Below are 17402 nucleotides of genomic sequence, written 5' to 3'. Positions count from 1 at the left end.
ATGGAAGCCGATCAGGGGAATAAGATAAAATTAGCTCAAAGAGATCAAGACTCGGTGGGCATAATGATGGGACATGAGACTCGTCTAGGGTACATAGAAGGCAGACTGGAAAGCTTTGCAACCAAAGCCGACATAAAAGATCTGGAAGGAAAAATTGCCGTATCCGATCAACGTACACTCACCCATGTTTCCGAGGCCATTGGAAAGCAAACAAAATGGATAGTAGGAGCAATCCTAGTGCCGCTGGTTGTTGCCATCATAGGTTGGTCGATCGTAATTGTTCAATTATTAAAAAAATAACAAACGCCGCCTCCGGGCGGCCTTCTTGTATGGGATCACCAAAATTAGCCTGCAATAATTAAGCATAAAATCAGTTACAATCAAGCAAGCAAATTATATTTTTAGGTGCTTGCTATGGATAGTAAAACTAAGCAGTCCAAAGGCGGTTTGGAAAGAGCTAAGAAACTCTCTCCCGAGCGTAGATCTGAAATTGCCCGGGACGCAGCATTAGTAAAAAGCGGTGGCTTTAAGGCCCTTCATAAAGGGAACTTCAAGGAGGTGATTGGTGTCGATATCCCCTGCTACGTCCTAAACGACTCAAACCATACGGCCGTTATGAGCCAAAGAGGAATCGCTGAAGCGTTGGGTTTTGCGACAGGGGGCGGAACGGCTATAAAAAAGTTCTTAAGCTCTCAGTCTATGCTTCCGTATATTGGTTCCGAACTTTCCAAAAAAACAGACCAACCCATTGTTTTTAAACTAGATCAGACTGGTTCCGGGCGGAAGGCTTATGGATATGACGTGACGATTCTGATTGACATCTGCCAAGCAATAATCAGGGCAAATGACAATAATCAACTTAAATCAAACCAGGCTTTTTTAGTAAAAAATGCTTCGATAATTCTTCAAGCCTCTGCCAAACTAGGTATTAGAGAACTTGTTTATAAGCTCGCTGGATACAACTCTACGAAAGAGGCTGTTATTGCAGCCTTTAGGCAATACATTCTTGAGGAGGCAAGAAAATGGTCAAAAGAGTTCCCAGACGACTTATACGCAGAATGGCAGCGACTTTATGACATTCCCGTACCAGTCCGCGGTCGTAACTGGGAGCATTACCATCTAACTTTGAAGTTTATTTACCTTCCTTTGGCCAAGAGCAACGGCAAGCTTCTTGCATTGCTCAAGGAAGCTAAAAAAGAATCAAAGGGCAAAAAATACGACAAGCTTCACCAATTCCTCAACGAAATTGGCTTAACAGCTTTGCGTGCACATATTTGGCAAGTAGTCGGAATCGCCAAAACCAGCCAGTCTGTGGAAGAATACGAACGAAGGTTCTCTTTAGCTTTCGGAGGACAGTTGCCCTTTGAATTTGATGAATAAACACTGAATTCACTTTTTGACCGCCTCCGGGCGGCTTACTTTTTTTATTTATTTTTAAGGCGTTAATACAGCTTCAACCAAGATTACTTATTGGGTAAAACCCCGCTACCAAAATCGGTAACGATAAAACTTATTCCTTTTTAACCAGTCTTAAAATAAGTGGCTGACAAAACATCGACTTTCAAAAAATTATGGAAGAAAAGAATATCGTCCTTTACGGAAATATTGATGACGGTCCCGTTGTGGCTGTAGTAGTTGAAAATGAAACACTATGGCTCTCTCAAAGACAAATGGCTGAGCTATTTAACGTCTCTCTCACAACAATTAATGAACATCTTAAAAACGTATTTGAATCTGGCGAATTAGAGCAAAATTCAACTATTCGGAATTTCCGAATAGTTGCTACAAATCGCAAATCGTATAACGTAATGCATTACAACTTAGATGCGATTATCGCCGTAGGCTATAGGGTCAACAGTATTCAAGCGACCCATTTCCGTCAGTGGGCAACGAAAGTTCTCAAGGAATACATTATCAAAGGATTTGCCTTGGATGATGATCGCCTAAAGCAAGCTAAGACTGTTCTTGGAAAAGACTACTTTCAAGAATTATTGGAACGAGTTCGCTCCATCCGAGCAAGCGAACAGCGGATCTGGCTTCAAGTTACTGAAATATTCAAGGAATGCAGCATCGACTACGACAGTCATTCATTGGAAGCAAGACGCTTTTTTGCAACTGTTCAGAACCGTTTTCACTTTGCCATCAACAATCAAACTGCCGCCGAGATTATTCATGCCAGAGCAGACCACACGAAGCCACACATGGGTTTGAAAACGTGGTCTAACAGCCCGGAGGGGCGTGTCAATAAATCAGATACGACAATTGCAAAAAACTATTTGGACGAAAAGGAGCTCAAGTCATTAGAGCGTTCCGTCAACAGTTATTTTGATTACATTGAAGGACAGATTGAACGCAAGAAGAATTTTAGTATGCTCGAGCTGCGCCAGTCTGTAGACAAGTTCCTGGCGTTCAATGACCTCCCGGTTTTAGAAGGAAACGGACAGGTTTCTAAAAAGCAGGCTGAAGAAAAAGCTCACAAAGAATACGAAATTTTCAACAAAACTCAGCCGATAGGCAGAGACTTTAAGAACTTCCTAAACGAAGTTAAAAAATTAAAGAAATAATCTACCCATAACTTACAAGCCGCCCCCGGGCGGTTTTTTATGGCCGCGAGAGCGGCTTTTTTGTTGTCGTTTGTGCAGCCTTTTTTACTAAAAAATTTATCTAAGTAAAAATACTTAACGATTTGCTTTACTTTTTAGTTTACCTAGGTTAATATTTGCTCATCGATTTATTAACTCAGGTAAACAATGTTCCTCTAATACCCACAATTTCAGAATCGGCGCCATGGAGAACTAAACGCCGACGCAGCAGGTAGAAAAAGAGCCTGCTAGTGAAAAAATTCGAAACGGCCGATGCAGGCGGTGCTGGTCACGCGAAGGAAGACAATCGAACACCAGCAGTCAGTGAAGTGAATGAGTAAGGCAAACGGTAGCCACGAAGCACTTTTCAGCTAGAGACCTCTGACAAATAAAGGCATTTGAGATGCACGCAGTATCAAGAACAGCAAACCTGCGTTGAGGTCCCGAGAAGCTAACCAGATGAGGAAATCAAAACCAAGAACAGAAACTCGGGCGTCCCAGTCTCGTGAACTGGGTGAGCTAAGCGCTCTCGCAAGAGAAACTGTAGAGCGCAAACAAAAACTTCCTCCGGATCTTCTGAATGTATCCGTCCTAGCGTGTCAACACTCCGGAGGGAGTTTTTGTTTATTTACTGGAGCAATAATGAAAGAGATAGTCCACGACAGCGACTGTGCTGTAAACAATGAGCCAGCCTTTCCCGCCGGCCCTTGTGATTGCGGAGCAGAAGCTAGAGCTCAGCGTCGATACGTGAGAATGATGGGTCAGATTTTTTATAAAAAGGCGGCTCGCTGTAAAAATGCTCTTCGGTTAAAACTAGTCCGCGGATTCTGTCGATCAAAAACAGCCGCCAGCAAGGGACTGTTCCTGAATGCGTATCTCCTTCTATTTGGTACCCACGAACGGCAGGCATTCCTGCGGTGGTGTAGCCGAGTGTCGCGCATTCAACGACTCTATCCAGACCATCGTAGTTAAAGGTCACGATCCTCTTCTCTTTGATAGCAGAGACCAAGAGGATGTACTTGTTAAAGACATTCATTTTCCTTCCTTAGAAATTGAGCTTAGACACTTCAATTTTAGGAGGGTGGCGGCTCGGAAAGACGAGCACTTCTTCTCTGGAGATAACCATGGAAAAACCGAAGAAATTAACGAAGAAACAACGGCTCGAATTACTGGAGCAGAAAAGAGCTGCCAAGGCCTACTGTGACGAGTTGGCCAAACGAAATGAGTTCGACTATGGGAACTGTTGGGATTATGCCTGCGAGTTCGGACGCGGCTGGGAAGTTGATGAAATCTACAACTACCTGCGCAGGTATTGCTGAGAATCCTATGAAAATACCTTTCCCCAGTCTTCCGAAGTATCAGGCCCGCTGGATTCCTGTTCTATTCACTCCCGTAACTTGCGGAGAGGATGTTCTATTTGTAGGCATTTGTGGCGAGTTCAACAACTCCAAATTCGCAGAGAGAATTTTGCCGGACGAAACGCTCAAGCGCCTTTTCCCGGCAAGTCCTCAAGCTCAAGAATTTATTGATTTCGTCATCGATGCTTTGAATAAAAGCGGAGAATTTAGTGCGGACGGCTTAATACTCAGCGGGTTCAAGCTTGGCCGGCCGTTCGATACTTATTGCGATACCAAACTGGATTTGATTGAACAGGCCATAAAGTTCTCTTCAAGCTTTGTCACGTTTGAAGAATATTTGTCTTGGAAGGGAGTTAGCAATGAAAACCTTAGGGCCTTATAAAGGATTCCAAGGCTCGATTGAGAAGAGCGTCGAAGATGATTGCTTTTATGGAAAAATTCTGGATGTATTGGATTTAGTTCTTTACGAATCCGCCAGTATAAAAGACCTAGAAAAGGCGTTTCAAAAGGCCGTAGATGAATATTTAGAGGATTGCATTTCTGCTGGTAAAGAAATTGTTCGTACGGACGAACAATGAAATCAAAAGCGCCGGCCTGCCGCTAGGACAGTTTCCGGCGCCCGCCACTGGGACGCATTTCTCAGTGTTCTCACACTGCATTCCGGCTGGGTCCGATCTCTTGGGTCGGCTTGATCCAGTCCGTCAGGCCTCATTATAAACGGCACACCAACTTGTACATTTTTTGAACAAGTTCATTCACAAACCTCTTCTCTGCCAAATCCCTTGTTTCTGTTCACTGAACGGCAGCGGAAGAGGTTTCTGAATGAATTGACCGTCAAAGGAGACAACAATGACAGATAAAGAGCAAGATGTACCGTGCGCGATTTGTTACGGGAACCTCACTATTCCAATGAGTAAGAAAGAAATGGCTGATCTGTTAAAGACTTTAATAGATCGAAAGTTGAACTTAATTAGTTTTCCTGAGAGAAACGCTGAAATGACAGCCATAGATAGAGCCAAAAGAATCCATGAGCTGTCATCTCAAGCAGTGGAAGCCAGCGTTATTCTTGAGCAAATTACTTCTGAATCGGCTCAAGAGAGTTAGCTTCTATCTTATCTCTGATTAACCTTAGTGAATTTACAAGGTTCCAAGCGTCAAGTGACCTATCCCGAGATGTCCTCTCCAACATAAGAACATCTAAGAAAGTTTTGAGATATTCCGCATCGAGGGCTGCCGCTTGTCTACAAATGGCGTTTCTATGCTCGTCAAGGTCGTAACCGAATACCGGATTAAATCGGCTGCCGTCAGGCCTTGACTGACTAAGCTCCCATTCTCGGAATTTATTGAACTCTTTAAGACAAGGCAACTCAATCTTCCCCTGATTGATAAGGGCAATGAGTATAGAAACAGCTTGATTTTGATCGAGCTTAAGTTCAGACATTTTTTCCTCCAAAAAGATAGTTAAAAAGTCGCAAATTAATTATCTCGCAGAGGTGACACCCCGGAAAGACGGGGACTTCTTTAGACCACCTTTCTGAGTCCCTCGGGCTTTTTCTCAAACTTTGTTAGTTCCAATTTTTGTAGCTTAGGGGGACTCCGAAATGTGGTCTTTTTTATTAGGGAACGCCAATGATAAAGATTAAAAAAGAAGACTTTGAAAAAATCCTAGCGCTGCAAGGTGCCAAAGAAAAAATTTACACCGTTGAGGAACAAATCACAGAAGTGATAACCAGATTACGTTCTACAGGATTTTACGCAAACGACTGCTCAGACGTTGATCAACTCAGAGCAATCAATTTTTATCTCAGAGCTACGAGAAAGGAGCTCGATAACGTGATCGAGACAATAATCAACTGCAACAAATAATTATTTTGTTGTTGTCTTTTTCACATAGATAACTACTAGAAGCCCCATCGAAGGGGCTTTTTTCTTGGAGAAATCATCATGAGAGGAATGAATGGAATCCAGTTAGCAATATTCACTTCCGCATGGGTTTTGTTACTAACAGTGATCGGACGTGTCTTGAAAGCAAAGACCGAGGACGGTGAAAATTTTCTAGCAGTTGCTTTCGCCTTCATCCTGTTCGCCGCTGTCCTCATTTTGCTGCTCTTTATCCCGGGAATGCTTGCGAATCTATGAAAAAAGAACAACATAACTCTCCTGATCATGAAGAAATTCTCGCCAGAAAGCGCGCTCGATATCGAGAGCAAGCTACGAGGAAGAAACGCGAACGAGAGTGGGAAAAATTGAAGTCAACCCTGCTCCCAATACCATTTTCAGCACTTTTTAATTTCACTAACTCACCACACAAGGAATAGACATGACAAAAGACAAACAACAATGGCTCGAAGGCCGGCGCCGGGGTATCGGCGGTTCTGATGTAGCAGCTGTTCTTCAGCTGAGCCCGTGGAGAACTCCTTTAGATGTTTGGAACGACAAACTCGGACTTTCTCCGGAACATGAGATGACCTCTTCCCTCTACTGGGGGACGACATTAGAGCAAGTTGTCGCAAAGGAGTTCGCACTTAGAACAGGCTTCAAACTGCAAAACGTCAATCACCAGTTTGTTGATCCGGAAAATGACTGGGCAATCGCAAATATCGACAGAGCGATTATCAATCCGGATATTGCTAAGCGAGTTCGTCCGCTGGAGATGACCGAAAAAGAAATCGCCAAATATGGCAATCGTCCCATCACGACAGACATTGCGTTTGAGGCCAAAACAGCCCATGCCTTCACAGCTGATCTTTGGGGCCCTTCGCAGGAACTTGAGATCAAACAAAACAATCTGAGAACAGAGCACGAAATCCCGCTTTACTACGAGACGCAAATTCAATGGTATTGCGGCATCCTTCGGCTTCGCGGTATGTACCTGGCAGTTTTAATAGGCGGGTCAGATTACAGGATGTACTGGATCGATGCTCGCCCGGATGTATTCCAAGTCATCAAAGAAAAATGCTCTGCGTTCTGGAACAACTATGTTCTAACTAAAACGCCTCCTGAACCGATAAATATCGAAGATGTTCTGAAGCTCTATGGGAAATCAAATGGTAAAGCTATCGAAGCTCAAGGTGATCTGGCTATTAACTACGGCGAATATGCTCGTCTTAATGGCGAAATTAAGGAGCTCAAGAAGCAGCAAGACGCGGTTAAAGCCAAGATCGCGATCGACATGAAGGACAACGAAATTCTGACTTTGGACGGCAAGAAGGTTTTGACGTACAAGACCCAGACATCCAAGCGCTTCGACTCAGACTCCTTCAAGCAGGAACACTTGAATGATTACTTTGACTATCTGAAAGAAAGCACAACTCGCGTAATGCGAGTATGCGCATGACAAATAAAGGCGAAAACATGAAGAAGAAATTGAAAAAACGAATTAAGAAGGCCCTCCTGAAAGGAACTGCTAGCGGGGCCATTAAAGACCCCGAGAGTTATTTAGAAAGCTTGATTCGAGCCTTTAAGACTCTTCAGTCTTGTAAGTAGTCAAAGAGTCATACAACTCTTTCAAGTAAGCAGCCTGAGTTTGCGCTAAGTCTTTGTTCCGTTCCGCAGACGAAGGCGCAGGATTGTTTACGTTGTACTTACTCCCCATGGTAGGAAGAGTTATTCCATTGGACTTAATAAGTTCAAGGATGATCTTTGAAGCATCTTCATAAGAAAACTTTTGCATTGTTACCTCTTGGTAAAAGTTAATAAAAGTCATACGTTGCAGGCATGACCTTTAGATACTTGCACCAGGAGGTAACTTTTTCAAGAGATGGATAAACAGTAACGCCCCTTTATTGGGGCTTTTTTACATATAAGGAAAAAACATGAGTACATCCGACCAACTCGCCGCAGCAGTCGGCGCACCTTCTGCACCAGTAGCCAAACCAAAGACAAAAGCTCCGGCAATCGTCCAGCAGGTTCTGTCCGACCAGTTCAAAAAACAACTGGCTCTCGCCGTGCCAAAGCATTTAAGCCCGGACAGAATGGCAAGAATTGCCGCGACCGAACTGCGTAAAACTCCAGCCCTTCTCAATACCACACCGGCCTCGTTCCTCGGAGCGGTCATGCAGTCTGCTCAATTAGGTTTGGAGCCCGGTTCCGCCCTTGGTCAAGCTTATCTCGTGCCCTATGGCAACCAGTGCCAGCTAATCTTGGGATACCGCGGCATGATTGATTTGGCTCGTCGCTCCGGACAGGTTTTGTCACTCTCAGCTTTCGCTGTCCGCGAAGGTGACGAGTTCAGCTACCAGCTCGGCCTCCATCCGGATATTCATCACGTGCCGAGTTGTGAAGCCGATCGGGTTAAAAAACCGATCACCTTTGTCTACGCAGTCGCTAACCTCAAGGGAGGCGGATATCAGTTCGAGGTCATGTCTCGCGCCGAGGTTGAAGCGGTTAAGGCAAAGGCCAAGTCAAAGAATATCTGGAACACGTATTTTGAACAGATGGCCCTGAAAACTGTCATCCGCCGCCTATTTAAATATCTGCCTGTTTCAATCGAGGCCCTGCAAGTTGCAAATGTCGATGCTAAGCGGGAAGCCGGAGAAAGGATCGACCCGAACGATGTGATCGACATCAATGCTATCTCCGTCGAAGACTTCAAGGATATTGAAGATGCCGAGGTCGTTGGAACATCTCAGGACGCTCCGGCGGAGACAATAAATAAGTAACCATAAGCCCTGCGAGAGCGGGGCTTTTCTTTTGGAGAAATAAATGTGGAAGATTAAAGACCCTGAATTAAAAGCGAAGGTGAATCAATTCTTCACGGATAAAGAAATTCATGAAGAATTTGAAAAAAACACCGATTTATATAACTACTTCCGATTATCTACCGTTAACAAAAAAGGTCTGTGTGTAACTATCACAGTCGAAAAAGAGTTAGTTGAATTCGTTCCTGAGTATCAAGAAAACGACTGGAACCCATATCCGACTGTAACGCCCCCGGTTGACGGGAAAAAGTGGCTTACGCAGGATGAAGACGGAAATTTAGCTATACGATCATTTGCACGCTCGTTTGAAGAAGGAATCGATTACTCCTGGGAGGACCATGACGACAGACTCATCGTTGCATTCAGATCCCTCCCCGCTCCATATCAACCGGAGACGAACAAATGAAACTAGAACTTGAACACACTGACGATCCTCGAAATCACCACTTTGAGGATTTAGAACAAATCATTGTGCTTTTGAACAATCCAGAGACAGGCGAGCAGTTCTATGAAATCCTGACTTACGTAAACGGTGATTTTGTTTTTGGTGGTCACGGCTGTGAGTTGTTTGATTTTGATGCTCCCTTCCCTGACCCGGAATTGATGAGATGGGAGAAAATTGATGTGTAATGATGAAGATCCAATCCTCAATATCTCTCAAGCCGAAAGAGGTAGAAAAGAACGGCTTTTAACCGAAATTGCACAAAATTACCTCGGCGAACGTGGTTTCAAAGCAATCCCGCAATTCACTATCCACAGGACGTTTGAATATCGTATTCACCCGGGTAACGAACTTCGAGAAGCGATAGAGAAAGATGTATTTTTCAATGAAAATCTTGTTTCCGGCGGTGTTTGGAATACGGAAATCTCTTACCGCAACGGTTATGAGCACCGACTAGACGTGCTGGGAATTGGCTACGGTATGGAGCTTTGCGGCATTGAAATTAAATCCTGCTGGGATGATTTCCGGACAGATAAAAAATGGCCGTCCTATATGGACTTTTTAAACAGGATGTACATTCTTGCGGACGAACCTACAGCCGTGAAGATCGCTGCCTACCTGAAAGACCACAATCAGTGTGTCAAAGACGGACTTTGCAGATGGTGTGATTTCATTCTCCATTGTCGTCCACAATCAAGAATGTCAACACCTGCCCCCGCTAATCCTATTTGTGCCGGTGTCATAGCTGCTATGGATGACGGCACAACAAAGATCGTCAAAAAAGCAATGCGGCTGCCCGCAGACGGGAAAACAACGGAACTGGTGAACGCAGTGGCTCGGAGCCTCACTTATCCGGGACAGTTCTGTTATGTCGATTACAGCCCTGACAGGGCCTACCGGTACGGAGAACAAATATGGCAATGAAATGGAGACCAAACGACCTCAGGGTTGCAAACGTTCTCAGAAGAAACTTCAGCGAAAAAGAGATTGACGAGAATTTCCGTGCAGACATTGATCGGCGTGAGTTTCCTGAGATTATCGGTTTTTATAGAGAGATAAATCCACTCTTATCGATGACCTTTGTGGTCAACTCTTCCGCCTTTTCTCTCTGCGAAGATTATCAGCAAGAGGCTTGGAACCCGTATCCGGAAATCCTTCCTCCGGAGGAAGGTGAATACCTCATCACGGTAAAAATCGGTGAGCGATCAGAAGTTCGAATCGGGCGTTGGGGAATTGTTGGCGGAGATGGAGAATGGGTTGGAGAAATACAAGCCCAGATTCAAGGATTCAAAGAACTACCAGTCCCTTATAAAAAGGAAAGAAAACATGGATAGAGATGAACAAATCAAGATCGTAAAACAGCTCAGAGAGCGTTTCGAAGACCAAGTTTATGATCTTTTGGACAGTTGGGTCGACGCTTTGGATCAAGCAGGATCTTACTTGCCAGGAGAGCCGCTCATGGATGAATACACAAGAGTATTCAAGGCTAAGGATGTCATCGGGACTTATGAAGATTACGAAGACGAAAATAAGGAGTGAACCAATGGAAATCGCATTGACTCACTCGGGTCCGATCCCGTTTGATGATTATCCGGATCACAGTCTGTTTCTATGTCGAATGTGCAATTTAGATTCTTGTATAAAGCGTCACAACGGAAAAGTCTTGCTTCTGCACCATATCAAAAGAGATGACTATGCGACGTTATCAATTCCGGGAACCGACTTCGGGTACTTCTATAAAGGCAAATACTCCGAGGAAGATCAAAAAAATCTTCCATACGACGCCTGGGAGCCAGTGACGTTCAAAGTTGAAAAATAACGTGCCCTCTTCGGAGGGCCTTTTTATTTTGTGAGATATGAAAGATCAAAGAGTTTCTGATCTCAGGTACACGGTAACCTGGAGGAATCCATATAAACCGAGACCTGCGGGCCTTCCGAAGATTTTATGCAGCAGTCCTTTCGAGGAAGAGTTGACACTTCCTTGGATCATAGCTTCGAACTGGGGAATCAACGCATGGGCAATCGGCATCTACTTCGAGCATCCAAAACCAAAAAGAAAGATGGACGAAGAAAAACGAGCATCCATGAGAAGAAAGAGGATGCAAACGAGAGTTGAAAAGACAGCTCCACTGTTTGCTGATGAATTTGAGAAGAAAGAACTTCAGCAACGGCCAGAATATTTTGCCGGGAAATCTCAGGTTGATGAGGCTGAACTAAACAAAAGAGCTGAAGAATTTACCGACCTCATGACTCCAGGGGAAGCAGTTCGGTATTTACTCAGCCTAGGGGTCCCGACAGAGTTGTCTGAAGAAGACAAAAAGTTATGCGAAGACATCAAGCAATTCCGTGCAAACGAGAAGAATTTTTCAGCAGAAGAATTTAGGATCAGGTGTCAAAAGAGAGCTGCTGAGAAAGCAGAGCGAGAAAGGAAAGCTATGGAGGCTTTAATGGACATCCGGAACGAACCTCTTTTTGCGGGACTTTGAAATGGAATGACCACACCGGCGCCAATTAAGCAATTTTATTTTTGCCAATAACTTACCGAAGGAAAAATATGGATTCACTTTTATTGTCATGCATTGGCATCAGCATTCTTGCACTTGCAATCGCCAGTATGTTTAACACCTGGATGATTATCAAACTTTATCGGCGGGTGTACGGGAGGTAAAAGGATTTTCGTACACGTGGTAAACCAATGGTTTGTGATCTCCGGCCAAATTTACTTTGATTTCAAAAGGTACTTTCAGCTTAGGAGTTATGCAAACCTTGAGCTCGACAATATCTCTATTGACCGGAACGGAAACAGTGTAAGGAAGGCACGATACTTCCTCTCCTGAGGAGAGTAAACGTCCATTCCCAGAGACATCTCTTGCATACGACAGTTTCGCACCAGCAACTTCAATCGATTTTGTTTGTACGAAATACTGCCCCGGAAATATTTTCAAGGTTACAAAATAGCTGTCTGACCTCTCTGTCCACAAGGTTTCGCCAATGCAAGGTCTGGCTCGCTCCTCAGCGCGCTTGCTAATGACATATCCGAGCCACGAAAAGAAAGAGGCCATGATCGCCGCCACCGTTCCGATAAAAGTTAATAAAAACTCCACCTTAGGCTCCTTGGTTTTAGATTGATTTCTTGACAATCTCAATTCTAGGACCGAGGAGCTTTCTTCTCTTTAGGTACTTAAATGAACTTTTCAACCACTGAACTTGTTTTCGATATTTTGTGTCTGGTCGTCAGCATTGCCTGTTTTTCCGGACTTGTTTTTTTCTCTTCTCAACGTATTTGCGGATTATTAAGCAACGTCATCAAGCGATTGGAATCCGTTGAAACGACTCTGAAGGAAATAAAGAAATAAGCCAAGTAGCCTATTCTCTATCTGGGGCTAAAACAATGACCTTCACTTTTCAAAGCGTTTTCTTACTAAGCTGTTTCTGCGTATGCGTGGCCTGCTTTTCCTACCAGCTTTACCTCTTAAGCAAGCATGTCCGGTTCGCTTTCAAGATGATTTTGGACGAACTGCGTGACCTGCAGAAACAGGTTAAAAGCACCCAGTTAAATCGGAATTCCTTTACAGATCGCCATGAAAGTCGCTAAACTTTTTCTCAGATGGTTGGGCCTCTCACCAGTTCAAACACCCAATGAAAATGAAAAAACTCCTTTTGTTGCTACCCATAAGCTTCTTAACTTTAACTAGTTGCACTGTTGTCGACGGTCAGACATTTTGGTTTAATGAAATAAAAACCTATCGAGTCTTTCAAGTTTTGCCGGATGGAAATGCTTTGGCCGTCGAATGTGATTCAGAATACGACAAATACTGTTATGGGGATGTAGCTCTACTTGCTAAAAGAGAAAAACCTTTTTATGACGGGATTAAAGTAACCATTCCTAAACCGACTATAGAAGGAACCTACCGCTACGAGACAAGGGACAACTTTATAAAGACAGTTCCAATAGTGCGGTAATAGTTCACACCTAAAGAACCCAATTACAGTAAGAAACCAACAAACACGGTTGCGCCCCTCAAATTGAGGGGCTTTTTTATTGGAAATACAAAATGAATGAATTAACCACTTTACCGCCACCGACATTAGAAATTATTGATGGAGTGCCCACCGTCCTGTCAACTGTCGTGGCGGATTATTTTGGATACCGCCATGACAACTTGCTCCAGATTATTAGAGGCCTGATAGCTCGAAATTCGGAGCTTTTATGTCTCCTATATTTTCAGGAGACAACCACAAGCCGTCCACATCCTAAAAATCCGGATGTCTTTATTGAGTCTCCAGCATTCAGAATGAATCAAACGGGATTCAATATTCTGGCGATGAAGTTGTCCGGAAAAAGAGCGGAAAGGTATCAAATCAGATTTGCTCAAGCCTTCGAAGCAGCGGTGAAGGCTTTACAGAACATCAACCTGTCGACGTATCAAAAGGCCCTTCGACTGGAGGCAAAGTTCGACGAACGAAAACGGCAGATTAGTTTCTGCGCCTCTTCTCTCGCCAAATGGAAAGATGAAAAGAAAGTGATGCTTTTAAAAATGGACGAATATCAAAAAGACGTACAGATGTCCCTTCCTTTCGATTCAATCCTAATCGAAGTGCCGCACTAAATGAACAAATCAAACCTCAGAGCATCCGTTTCCCGGGTGCTCTTTTTTTATGGATAAAGCTATGACAGAACCGATGGAATTTACAGAAGCAGTCTTTCAACAAGTGGTCGGGAAGTATCGAATCAGGGTTGAGTTCAGAAACTACTGGAGCCCTCCTATGGCATGTTGGGCTCAGGCATTCAACTCCTATTTTTGCGAAGCCTCTGATGTCTACATGGATGAATGCTACGACTATCCCTGGCGTCCTTTTATTCACTCTACAGGCTACTCAGACGACGGGAAACCAATCCCCATTACAAGGGAAGCAGCCGCCAAAGCCATCACCAATGCTTACAAGGAATTGACGTTAACACCGGAAGAACGACAGGCAAGGCGCGAACGATCAGAAAAGATCAAACAGGAAGTCAGAGAACGGCTTAGAAAACAAGGACTCATCAAATGAATTTACAAGAAAAGCTACAAGTTATTGCGAACCATTACGGCATGGACCTTCAGGCCATCAAACTGGCCGAAGAAGGCGCAGAACTAGCCGCTGCTACGTTGAAGAACGTCGGTCTCATGATTCAGCAAGAAAACGGTGAAGGCGGTGAATCCATCGCTCAAAAACGGACTGAGGCCATGGAAAAAACGGACGAAGAAATAGCTGACGTTCTCTTAGTGTCTCGGCAAATGGAATATCTGTTGCTTGAGGCCCCGGAATATGACGAAAAAATCACTCGTCTAATGAACGAAAAAGCCGACCGCCAGTTATCAAGAATCAAGGAAGAAGCAAAATGAACATTACTAGAATCAGCCTGAAGCACACAACCGAAAACATTCAAATTCCCGACTGGGCGAAGACGATTGTCATCCACGCAGACACCACGGCACCGTACTCAGAGAAAAAACTACAGCAAATCTACTGGCTGTTTTTCAAAACACTCGGCATCACGGACGAATCCAGAACTAAATACACGCTTCGTTTTCACGTGAGATTCGCTCGTCCTGACTGTGATTACTACGTTGAGTTTGCTGACATGATCATCAACGATCGCGTGAGGTTCTGACAATGCCCAGGAACAAGAAACCTCGGAAAAAATTCACCTGTCGAAGGATTGAGATTCCGCGCATTTCTGAAGAACGAATTGATGTGATTATCGACACGATGACGAATGTCGGATTCTCAGTTGAACTTAAATTGCCCAATGGCACGTTTGATCGAGATGATATGAGAGCTCTAGCAGATTTCAGCAATCTGACAGGCGTGACATTCAATGAACTGGGGGAGGATCGTTTGAGTGAGGAAGATCTGATTTCTTCCAATGAGCTGCAGTGTGCTCTCTCAGATAGTCTGACATCGTTATATCTCCGGACATACAAGAACAAAGCTAAGTTCTACGTTCCGACCGGAGAGGAGCTCAAAACGATTCAGGAGGCTGTCACGTTCTTCCTCCCGGTAATGGAGGAAATTGTTAAAGACAGTCCAAAACTCATTATCAAATTCTGGAACAAAACAAAAAACTTAATGACGCGCCCGGATGGTGCGTATAACGGAGTAAAGGTATCTAGCTATGAATGACATTGACTATGACAAATTGTCCAGCATGGTGGCAGATAAAGTCTCCAGCCAGATCGCTGAAAAACTGATTCAGAAAACAACAAAGCTCACACTCTCTCGTCCAGAAGTAGAGGTTAGGATCGGTTTTGCTCCTGGCTCTTCTGCCGCTCGTGAAGTAATGAAGGATCCGAAGTTCCCTAAGCCTGACGCATTCTCCGAGAACGGGCGCGATCGTTGGTACACAAAAGACATTGACGATTACATGGAAAGCAAAAGACACGCCCGAGCCAAGCTCGCTATTTCAGCCGCTTAGCAATTTCTTCTGCGCTCGCTCTGTAGTATCTCTGGAGCATCTTTAAATCTTTGTGCCCCGTTTGTCTAGCAAGCGCCAGGACATCTAAACGGGGCGCCCCTGTTTCTGGATCAGGGCTGGCGGCCCAAGTCGCAAAAGTTGCGCGGCCGTCATGAAAATTCAGCCCTTCTTTGATTAGTCGGTTTTGAGAATCATATTCAGGTCCAAGGCCGGCTCTATCCCGAACTTTTCGGAATAACGTATCTCTGTTGTGATCGTTAAGTCCGCCAAAAATCCGTGGTTCATACTCGAGCTCCATAACTAATTTAAGAATTTCCCGAGCTCTTGCAGACAAGGCCACGTCTCTTCTTGACAATGTTTTTGTAGCCTCTGCCGGCACATGTAGCACATTGTCACCTAACCAAGAATATTCAATCTTTAAAAGCTCCCCTGCTCGCATTCCTGTTTGACAACTAAAAAGGAAGGCTGCTACCGCAAGTTGCATTTTGTTCTTTGGCACTGTGTGGCCGTCCCAACCGCTAGCCTGCAAAAGTTTCTCTATATCCTCGTCTGAAGCAACTCTCTCGCGGTGCTCTGGCTCCCGTGGTTTCTCCACACCCCGGCAAGGATTCACATCTGTGAGTTCGTTTTTAATAGCGAATTGAAAAACGTCAGAGAGAATTGTCAGCTCTCTATTAACAGTGGACGGTGAAATATAGTTGTCTCGGTTTTTGGCACGTTCGCTGAGGCGACGTTCAATGTAGTTCTCAATCGTTCTGTTTGTAAAAGAAGATAGAGTTTTAGCCGCCAGTTTATCTCTCTGGAGGCGTCTCAGTCGGATTTCTTCTGTACGTTTGGAGCGTTTCTGTGAAGTGACTTCTGAAATATATTCGTCTATCAGTGCGGCCAGCGTGATTGAAGAGGATCGCTCCTCTGCGCTAATTTCTAACTCAGCGCTGAATCGTCTCGCCTCAGAACGTGTTTTAAATGTTTTGGAGAATCGCTGTTTGTTTCCGTCCGCCTGAAGTCTGTATCCGTAAACTTCATACGTACCGCAAGGAGTTTTTCTAATTCCTGCCATATCCGCCTCGAGAATTTCCGTTAGCGTTTCCGTTAAATTTCCGTTATCTAAACCTGAATATAACGAGATATGCCAAAACGGACAACAAAAAATCCCGTAAAACCGAGGCTTGACGGAATATGACAAGTAGGTCTGGTGCCCGGGAATGGATTCGAACCAGCACGCCCGCGAAGAGTGCGTCTACCAATTTCGCCACCCGGGCACAGTAAGCCGCAAAATTATTTATCCTCAAGGCAAACGGTTTTCAAGGCCCTGTCACACCATCATTATTCGGGTTTTCTTTTTCCCTCTACTTTGGCTACCAGCTGTCCGAGGCGCATTGTGTCGTACTCTTCGAACGGCTGGTGAATCCAAGGATTATCTCCGAGATATTCGACATAGTAGTCAGGTTCAACCTGAGAGCAGCCTTTCCACCACAAAACAGCAGTGCGAACTTCGGTCACGCCCGGATAGTTGTTCTGAAGGTGCTCAACAACCTTCTTCAAAGTCAGTCCGGAATCGACCAAGTCGTCGACCAATAGCACTCTTCCTTTGAGAGAGTCAGGACGGCTGGAAGCAATGTACTTACCGATGTCCAAACTTCCCTGAATCGTGCCGGCAGCTTCTCTATAGGAGCTGGTCGACAAAATGTTCAGCGGCATATCGAAAATTCTAGAGAGGATGTCTCCGGGGCGAAGGCCGCCTCGAGCTAAGCAAAGCAAAGAATCAAACTTCCAGCCGCTGTCATAGACATTAAAAGCCAGAGTCTCAATAAGGCGGCGATATTCTTCCCAAGAAACGTGAAGATCTTTCATTCCTAT

Annotated in this window: 30 protein-coding genes and 1 tRNA gene; 24 read left to right on the top strand and 7 right to left on the bottom strand. The window is 44.5% G+C overall.

Annotation, left to right across the window (positions count from 1 at the left end; translation table 11 throughout):
* The 3 genes from HMPREF9439_RS04670 (at position 1) to HMPREF9439_RS04660 (ending at position 2564) form a co-directional block, all read left to right on the top strand.
* The gene (locus tag HMPREF9439_RS04670; protein WP_008863922.1) at positions 1-300 is read left to right on the top strand and encodes a hypothetical protein; all 300 of its coding nucleotides are present in this window, start codon (positions 1-3) and stop codon (positions 298-300) included.
* 114 nt (positions 301-414) lie between these two features.
* The gene (locus HMPREF9439_RS04665) at positions 415-1380 is read left to right on the top strand and encodes a P63C domain-containing protein (RefSeq protein WP_008863921.1); all 966 of its coding nucleotides are present in this window, start codon (positions 415-417) and stop codon (positions 1378-1380) included.
* Positions 1381-1571: 191 nt separating this feature from the next.
* Positions 1572-2564 (top strand): virulence RhuM family protein, encoded by a 993-nt coding sequence (locus tag HMPREF9439_RS04660; RefSeq protein ID WP_008863920.1) that lies wholly within the window; start codon positions 1572-1574, stop codon positions 2562-2564.
* Positions 2565-3309: 745 nt separating this feature from the next.
* Here the strand turns inward: HMPREF9439_RS04660 and HMPREF9439_RS04655 are convergent.
* The gene (locus HMPREF9439_RS04655; protein ID WP_040603411.1) at positions 3310-3618 is read right to left on the bottom strand and encodes a hypothetical protein; all 309 of its coding nucleotides are present in this window, start codon (positions 3616-3618) and stop codon (positions 3310-3312) included.
* 88 nt (positions 3619-3706) lie between these two features.
* On the opposite strand from HMPREF9439_RS04655, the gene HMPREF9439_RS13285 reads away from it, so the two are divergent.
* The 4 genes from HMPREF9439_RS13285 to HMPREF9439_RS04635 all read left to right on the top strand — a co-directional run bounded on the left by HMPREF9439_RS13285 (position 3707) and on the right by HMPREF9439_RS04635 (position 5044).
* Positions 3707-3901 carry a hypothetical protein gene (locus HMPREF9439_RS13285; protein WP_008811582.1) on the top strand — a complete coding sequence of 65 codons (195 nt, stop codon included), beginning with the start codon at positions 3707-3709 and terminating at the stop codon, positions 3899-3901.
* Positions 3902-3908: 7 nt separating this feature from the next.
* On the top strand, positions 3909-4322 hold the full coding sequence (locus HMPREF9439_RS04645; protein ID WP_157645834.1) for a hypothetical protein: 414 nt from the start codon (positions 3909-3911) through the stop codon (positions 4320-4322).
* A complete protein-coding gene (locus HMPREF9439_RS04640; protein ID WP_008863916.1) occupies positions 4300-4518 on the top strand; it encodes a hypothetical protein in 219 nt (72 codons plus the stop codon). Before HMPREF9439_RS04645 ends, HMPREF9439_RS04640 begins: the two co-directional genes overlap by 23 nt.
* Positions 4519-4789: 271 nt before the next feature.
* Positions 4790-5044, top strand: coding sequence for a hypothetical protein (locus HMPREF9439_RS04635; protein ID WP_008863915.1), 255 nt, complete (start codon positions 4790-4792; stop codon positions 5042-5044).
* On the opposite strand, the gene HMPREF9439_RS04630 is transcribed toward HMPREF9439_RS04635, so the two are convergent.
* Positions 5016-5381, bottom strand: a complete 366-nt coding sequence (locus HMPREF9439_RS04630; RefSeq protein WP_008863914.1) for a hypothetical protein — start codon at positions 5379-5381, stop codon at positions 5016-5018. The genes HMPREF9439_RS04635 and HMPREF9439_RS04630 overlap by 29 nt on opposite strands.
* Positions 5382-5884: 503 nt before the next feature.
* On the opposite strand from HMPREF9439_RS04630, the gene HMPREF9439_RS04620 reads away from it, so the two are divergent.
* Both HMPREF9439_RS04620 and HMPREF9439_RS04610 read left to right on the top strand, forming a co-directional pair.
* Entirely contained in the window at positions 5885-6079 is a 195-nt protein-coding gene (locus tag HMPREF9439_RS04620) for a hypothetical protein (protein WP_008863912.1), read from the top strand.
* 181 nt (positions 6080-6260) lie between these two features.
* Positions 6261-7277 carry a YqaJ viral recombinase family nuclease gene (locus HMPREF9439_RS04610; protein ID WP_008863910.1) on the top strand — a complete coding sequence of 339 codons (1017 nt, stop codon included), beginning with the start codon at positions 6261-6263 and terminating at the stop codon, positions 7275-7277.
* Between the two features lie 123 nt (positions 7278-7400).
* Here the strand turns inward: HMPREF9439_RS04610 and HMPREF9439_RS04605 are convergent, their stop codons facing one another.
* Positions 7401-7613 carry a hypothetical protein gene (locus HMPREF9439_RS04605; RefSeq protein ID WP_040603410.1) on the bottom strand — a complete coding sequence of 71 codons (213 nt, stop codon included), beginning with the start codon at positions 7611-7613 and terminating at the stop codon, positions 7401-7403.
* Between the two features lie 142 nt (positions 7614-7755).
* Between HMPREF9439_RS04605 and HMPREF9439_RS04600 the strand changes: the two genes are divergently transcribed.
* The 8 genes from HMPREF9439_RS04600 to HMPREF9439_RS12890 are packed head-to-tail and all read left to right on the top strand — an operon-like array spanning position 7756 to position 11568.
* Positions 7756-8601: a recombinase RecT gene (locus HMPREF9439_RS04600; protein WP_008863907.1), complete on the top strand. Its 846-nt coding sequence runs from the start codon at positions 7756-7758 to the stop codon at positions 8599-8601.
* A gap of 43 nt (positions 8602-8644) precedes the next feature.
* Positions 8645-9046 carry a hypothetical protein gene (locus tag HMPREF9439_RS04595; protein WP_008863906.1) on the top strand — a complete coding sequence of 134 codons (402 nt, stop codon included), beginning with the start codon at positions 8645-8647 and terminating at the stop codon, positions 9044-9046.
* The gene (locus HMPREF9439_RS04590; RefSeq protein ID WP_008863905.1) at positions 9043-9270 is read left to right on the top strand and encodes a hypothetical protein; all 228 of its coding nucleotides are present in this window, start codon (positions 9043-9045) and stop codon (positions 9268-9270) included. The genes HMPREF9439_RS04595 and HMPREF9439_RS04590 overlap by 4 nt, the downstream gene beginning before the upstream one ends.
* Complete coding sequence (locus HMPREF9439_RS04585) at positions 9263-10006, top strand: MmcB family DNA repair protein (protein WP_008863904.1); 744 nt, start codon at positions 9263-9265, stop codon at positions 10004-10006. The genes HMPREF9439_RS04590 and HMPREF9439_RS04585 overlap by 8 nt, the downstream gene beginning before the upstream one ends.
* Positions 9997-10416, top strand: a complete 420-nt coding sequence (locus HMPREF9439_RS04580) for a hypothetical protein (protein WP_008863903.1) — start codon at positions 9997-9999, stop codon at positions 10414-10416. Before HMPREF9439_RS04585 ends, HMPREF9439_RS04580 begins: the two co-directional genes overlap by 10 nt.
* A complete protein-coding gene (locus HMPREF9439_RS04575; RefSeq protein ID WP_008863902.1) occupies positions 10409-10621 on the top strand; it encodes a hypothetical protein in 213 nt (70 codons plus the stop codon). The genes HMPREF9439_RS04580 and HMPREF9439_RS04575 overlap by 8 nt, the downstream gene beginning before the upstream one ends.
* A 4-nt stretch (positions 10622-10625) precedes the next feature.
* Entirely contained in the window at positions 10626-10901 is a 276-nt protein-coding gene (locus HMPREF9439_RS04570) for a hypothetical protein (protein WP_008863901.1), read from the top strand.
* 37 nt (positions 10902-10938) lie between these two features.
* Positions 10939-11568, top strand: coding sequence for a hypothetical protein (locus HMPREF9439_RS12890; protein ID WP_008863900.1), 630 nt, complete (start codon positions 10939-10941; stop codon positions 11566-11568).
* Positions 11569-11718: 150 nt separating this feature from the next.
* On the opposite strand, the gene HMPREF9439_RS04560 is transcribed toward HMPREF9439_RS12890, so the two are convergent.
* Positions 11719-12186 (bottom strand): hypothetical protein, encoded by a 468-nt coding sequence (locus HMPREF9439_RS04560; RefSeq protein ID WP_157645829.1) that lies wholly within the window; start codon positions 12184-12186, stop codon positions 11719-11721.
* A gap of 541 nt (positions 12187-12727) precedes the next feature.
* Between HMPREF9439_RS04560 and HMPREF9439_RS04555 the strand changes: the two genes are divergently transcribed.
* From HMPREF9439_RS04555 to HMPREF9439_RS04525, 7 genes are all read left to right on the top strand, one after another.
* Positions 12728-13045: a hypothetical protein gene (locus tag HMPREF9439_RS04555; RefSeq protein ID WP_157645827.1), complete on the top strand. Its 318-nt coding sequence runs from the start codon at positions 12728-12730 to the stop codon at positions 13043-13045.
* Positions 13046-13137: 92 nt separating this feature from the next.
* Positions 13138-13692: a Rha family transcriptional regulator gene (locus tag HMPREF9439_RS04550; protein WP_008863895.1), complete on the top strand. Its 555-nt coding sequence runs from the start codon at positions 13138-13140 to the stop codon at positions 13690-13692.
* A gap of 61 nt (positions 13693-13753) precedes the next feature.
* Positions 13754-14134: a hypothetical protein gene (locus HMPREF9439_RS04545; RefSeq protein WP_157645826.1), complete on the top strand. Its 381-nt coding sequence runs from the start codon at positions 13754-13756 to the stop codon at positions 14132-14134.
* Positions 14131-14469: a hypothetical protein gene (locus HMPREF9439_RS04540; protein WP_008863893.1), complete on the top strand. Its 339-nt coding sequence runs from the start codon at positions 14131-14133 to the stop codon at positions 14467-14469. Before HMPREF9439_RS04545 ends, HMPREF9439_RS04540 begins: the two co-directional genes overlap by 4 nt.
* Positions 14466-14738, top strand: coding sequence for a hypothetical protein (locus HMPREF9439_RS04535; RefSeq protein WP_008863892.1), 273 nt, complete (start codon positions 14466-14468; stop codon positions 14736-14738). The genes HMPREF9439_RS04540 and HMPREF9439_RS04535 overlap by 4 nt, the downstream gene beginning before the upstream one ends.
* 2 nt (positions 14739-14740) lie before the next feature.
* Positions 14741-15250, top strand: coding sequence for a hypothetical protein (locus tag HMPREF9439_RS04530; RefSeq protein ID WP_008863891.1), 510 nt, complete (start codon positions 14741-14743; stop codon positions 15248-15250).
* Positions 15243-15542 carry a hypothetical protein gene (locus HMPREF9439_RS04525; RefSeq protein WP_008863890.1) on the top strand — a complete coding sequence of 100 codons (300 nt, stop codon included), beginning with the start codon at positions 15243-15245 and terminating at the stop codon, positions 15540-15542. Before HMPREF9439_RS04530 ends, HMPREF9439_RS04525 begins: the two co-directional genes overlap by 8 nt.
* On the opposite strand, the gene HMPREF9439_RS04520 is transcribed toward HMPREF9439_RS04525, so the two are convergent.
* The 3 genes from HMPREF9439_RS04520 to HMPREF9439_RS04510 all read right to left on the bottom strand — a co-directional run bounded on the left by HMPREF9439_RS04520 (position 15526) and on the right by HMPREF9439_RS04510 (position 17396).
* Positions 15526-16728 (bottom strand): tyrosine-type recombinase/integrase, encoded by a 1203-nt coding sequence (locus HMPREF9439_RS04520; protein ID WP_244862386.1) that lies wholly within the window; start codon positions 16726-16728, stop codon positions 15526-15528. The two genes, HMPREF9439_RS04525 and HMPREF9439_RS04520, sit on opposite strands and share 17 nt — an antisense overlap.
* Positions 16729-16735: 7 nt before the next feature.
* Positions 16736-16804 (bottom strand) — tRNA-Arg (locus HMPREF9439_RS04515).
* Positions 16805-16868: 64 nt separating this feature from the next.
* Positions 16869-17396: a phosphoribosyltransferase gene (locus HMPREF9439_RS04510; RefSeq protein WP_008811563.1), complete on the bottom strand. Its 528-nt coding sequence runs from the start codon at positions 17394-17396 to the stop codon at positions 16869-16871.
* Between the last annotated feature and the right edge of the window lie 6 nt (positions 17397-17402).

The sequence above is a fragment of the Parasutterella excrementihominis YIT 11859 genome, assembly GCF_000205025.1.
GTDB lineage: Bacteria > Pseudomonadota > Gammaproteobacteria > Burkholderiales > Burkholderiaceae_F > Parasutterella > Parasutterella excrementihominis.
This window is presented reverse-complemented; position numbering and strand designations above follow the sequence as displayed.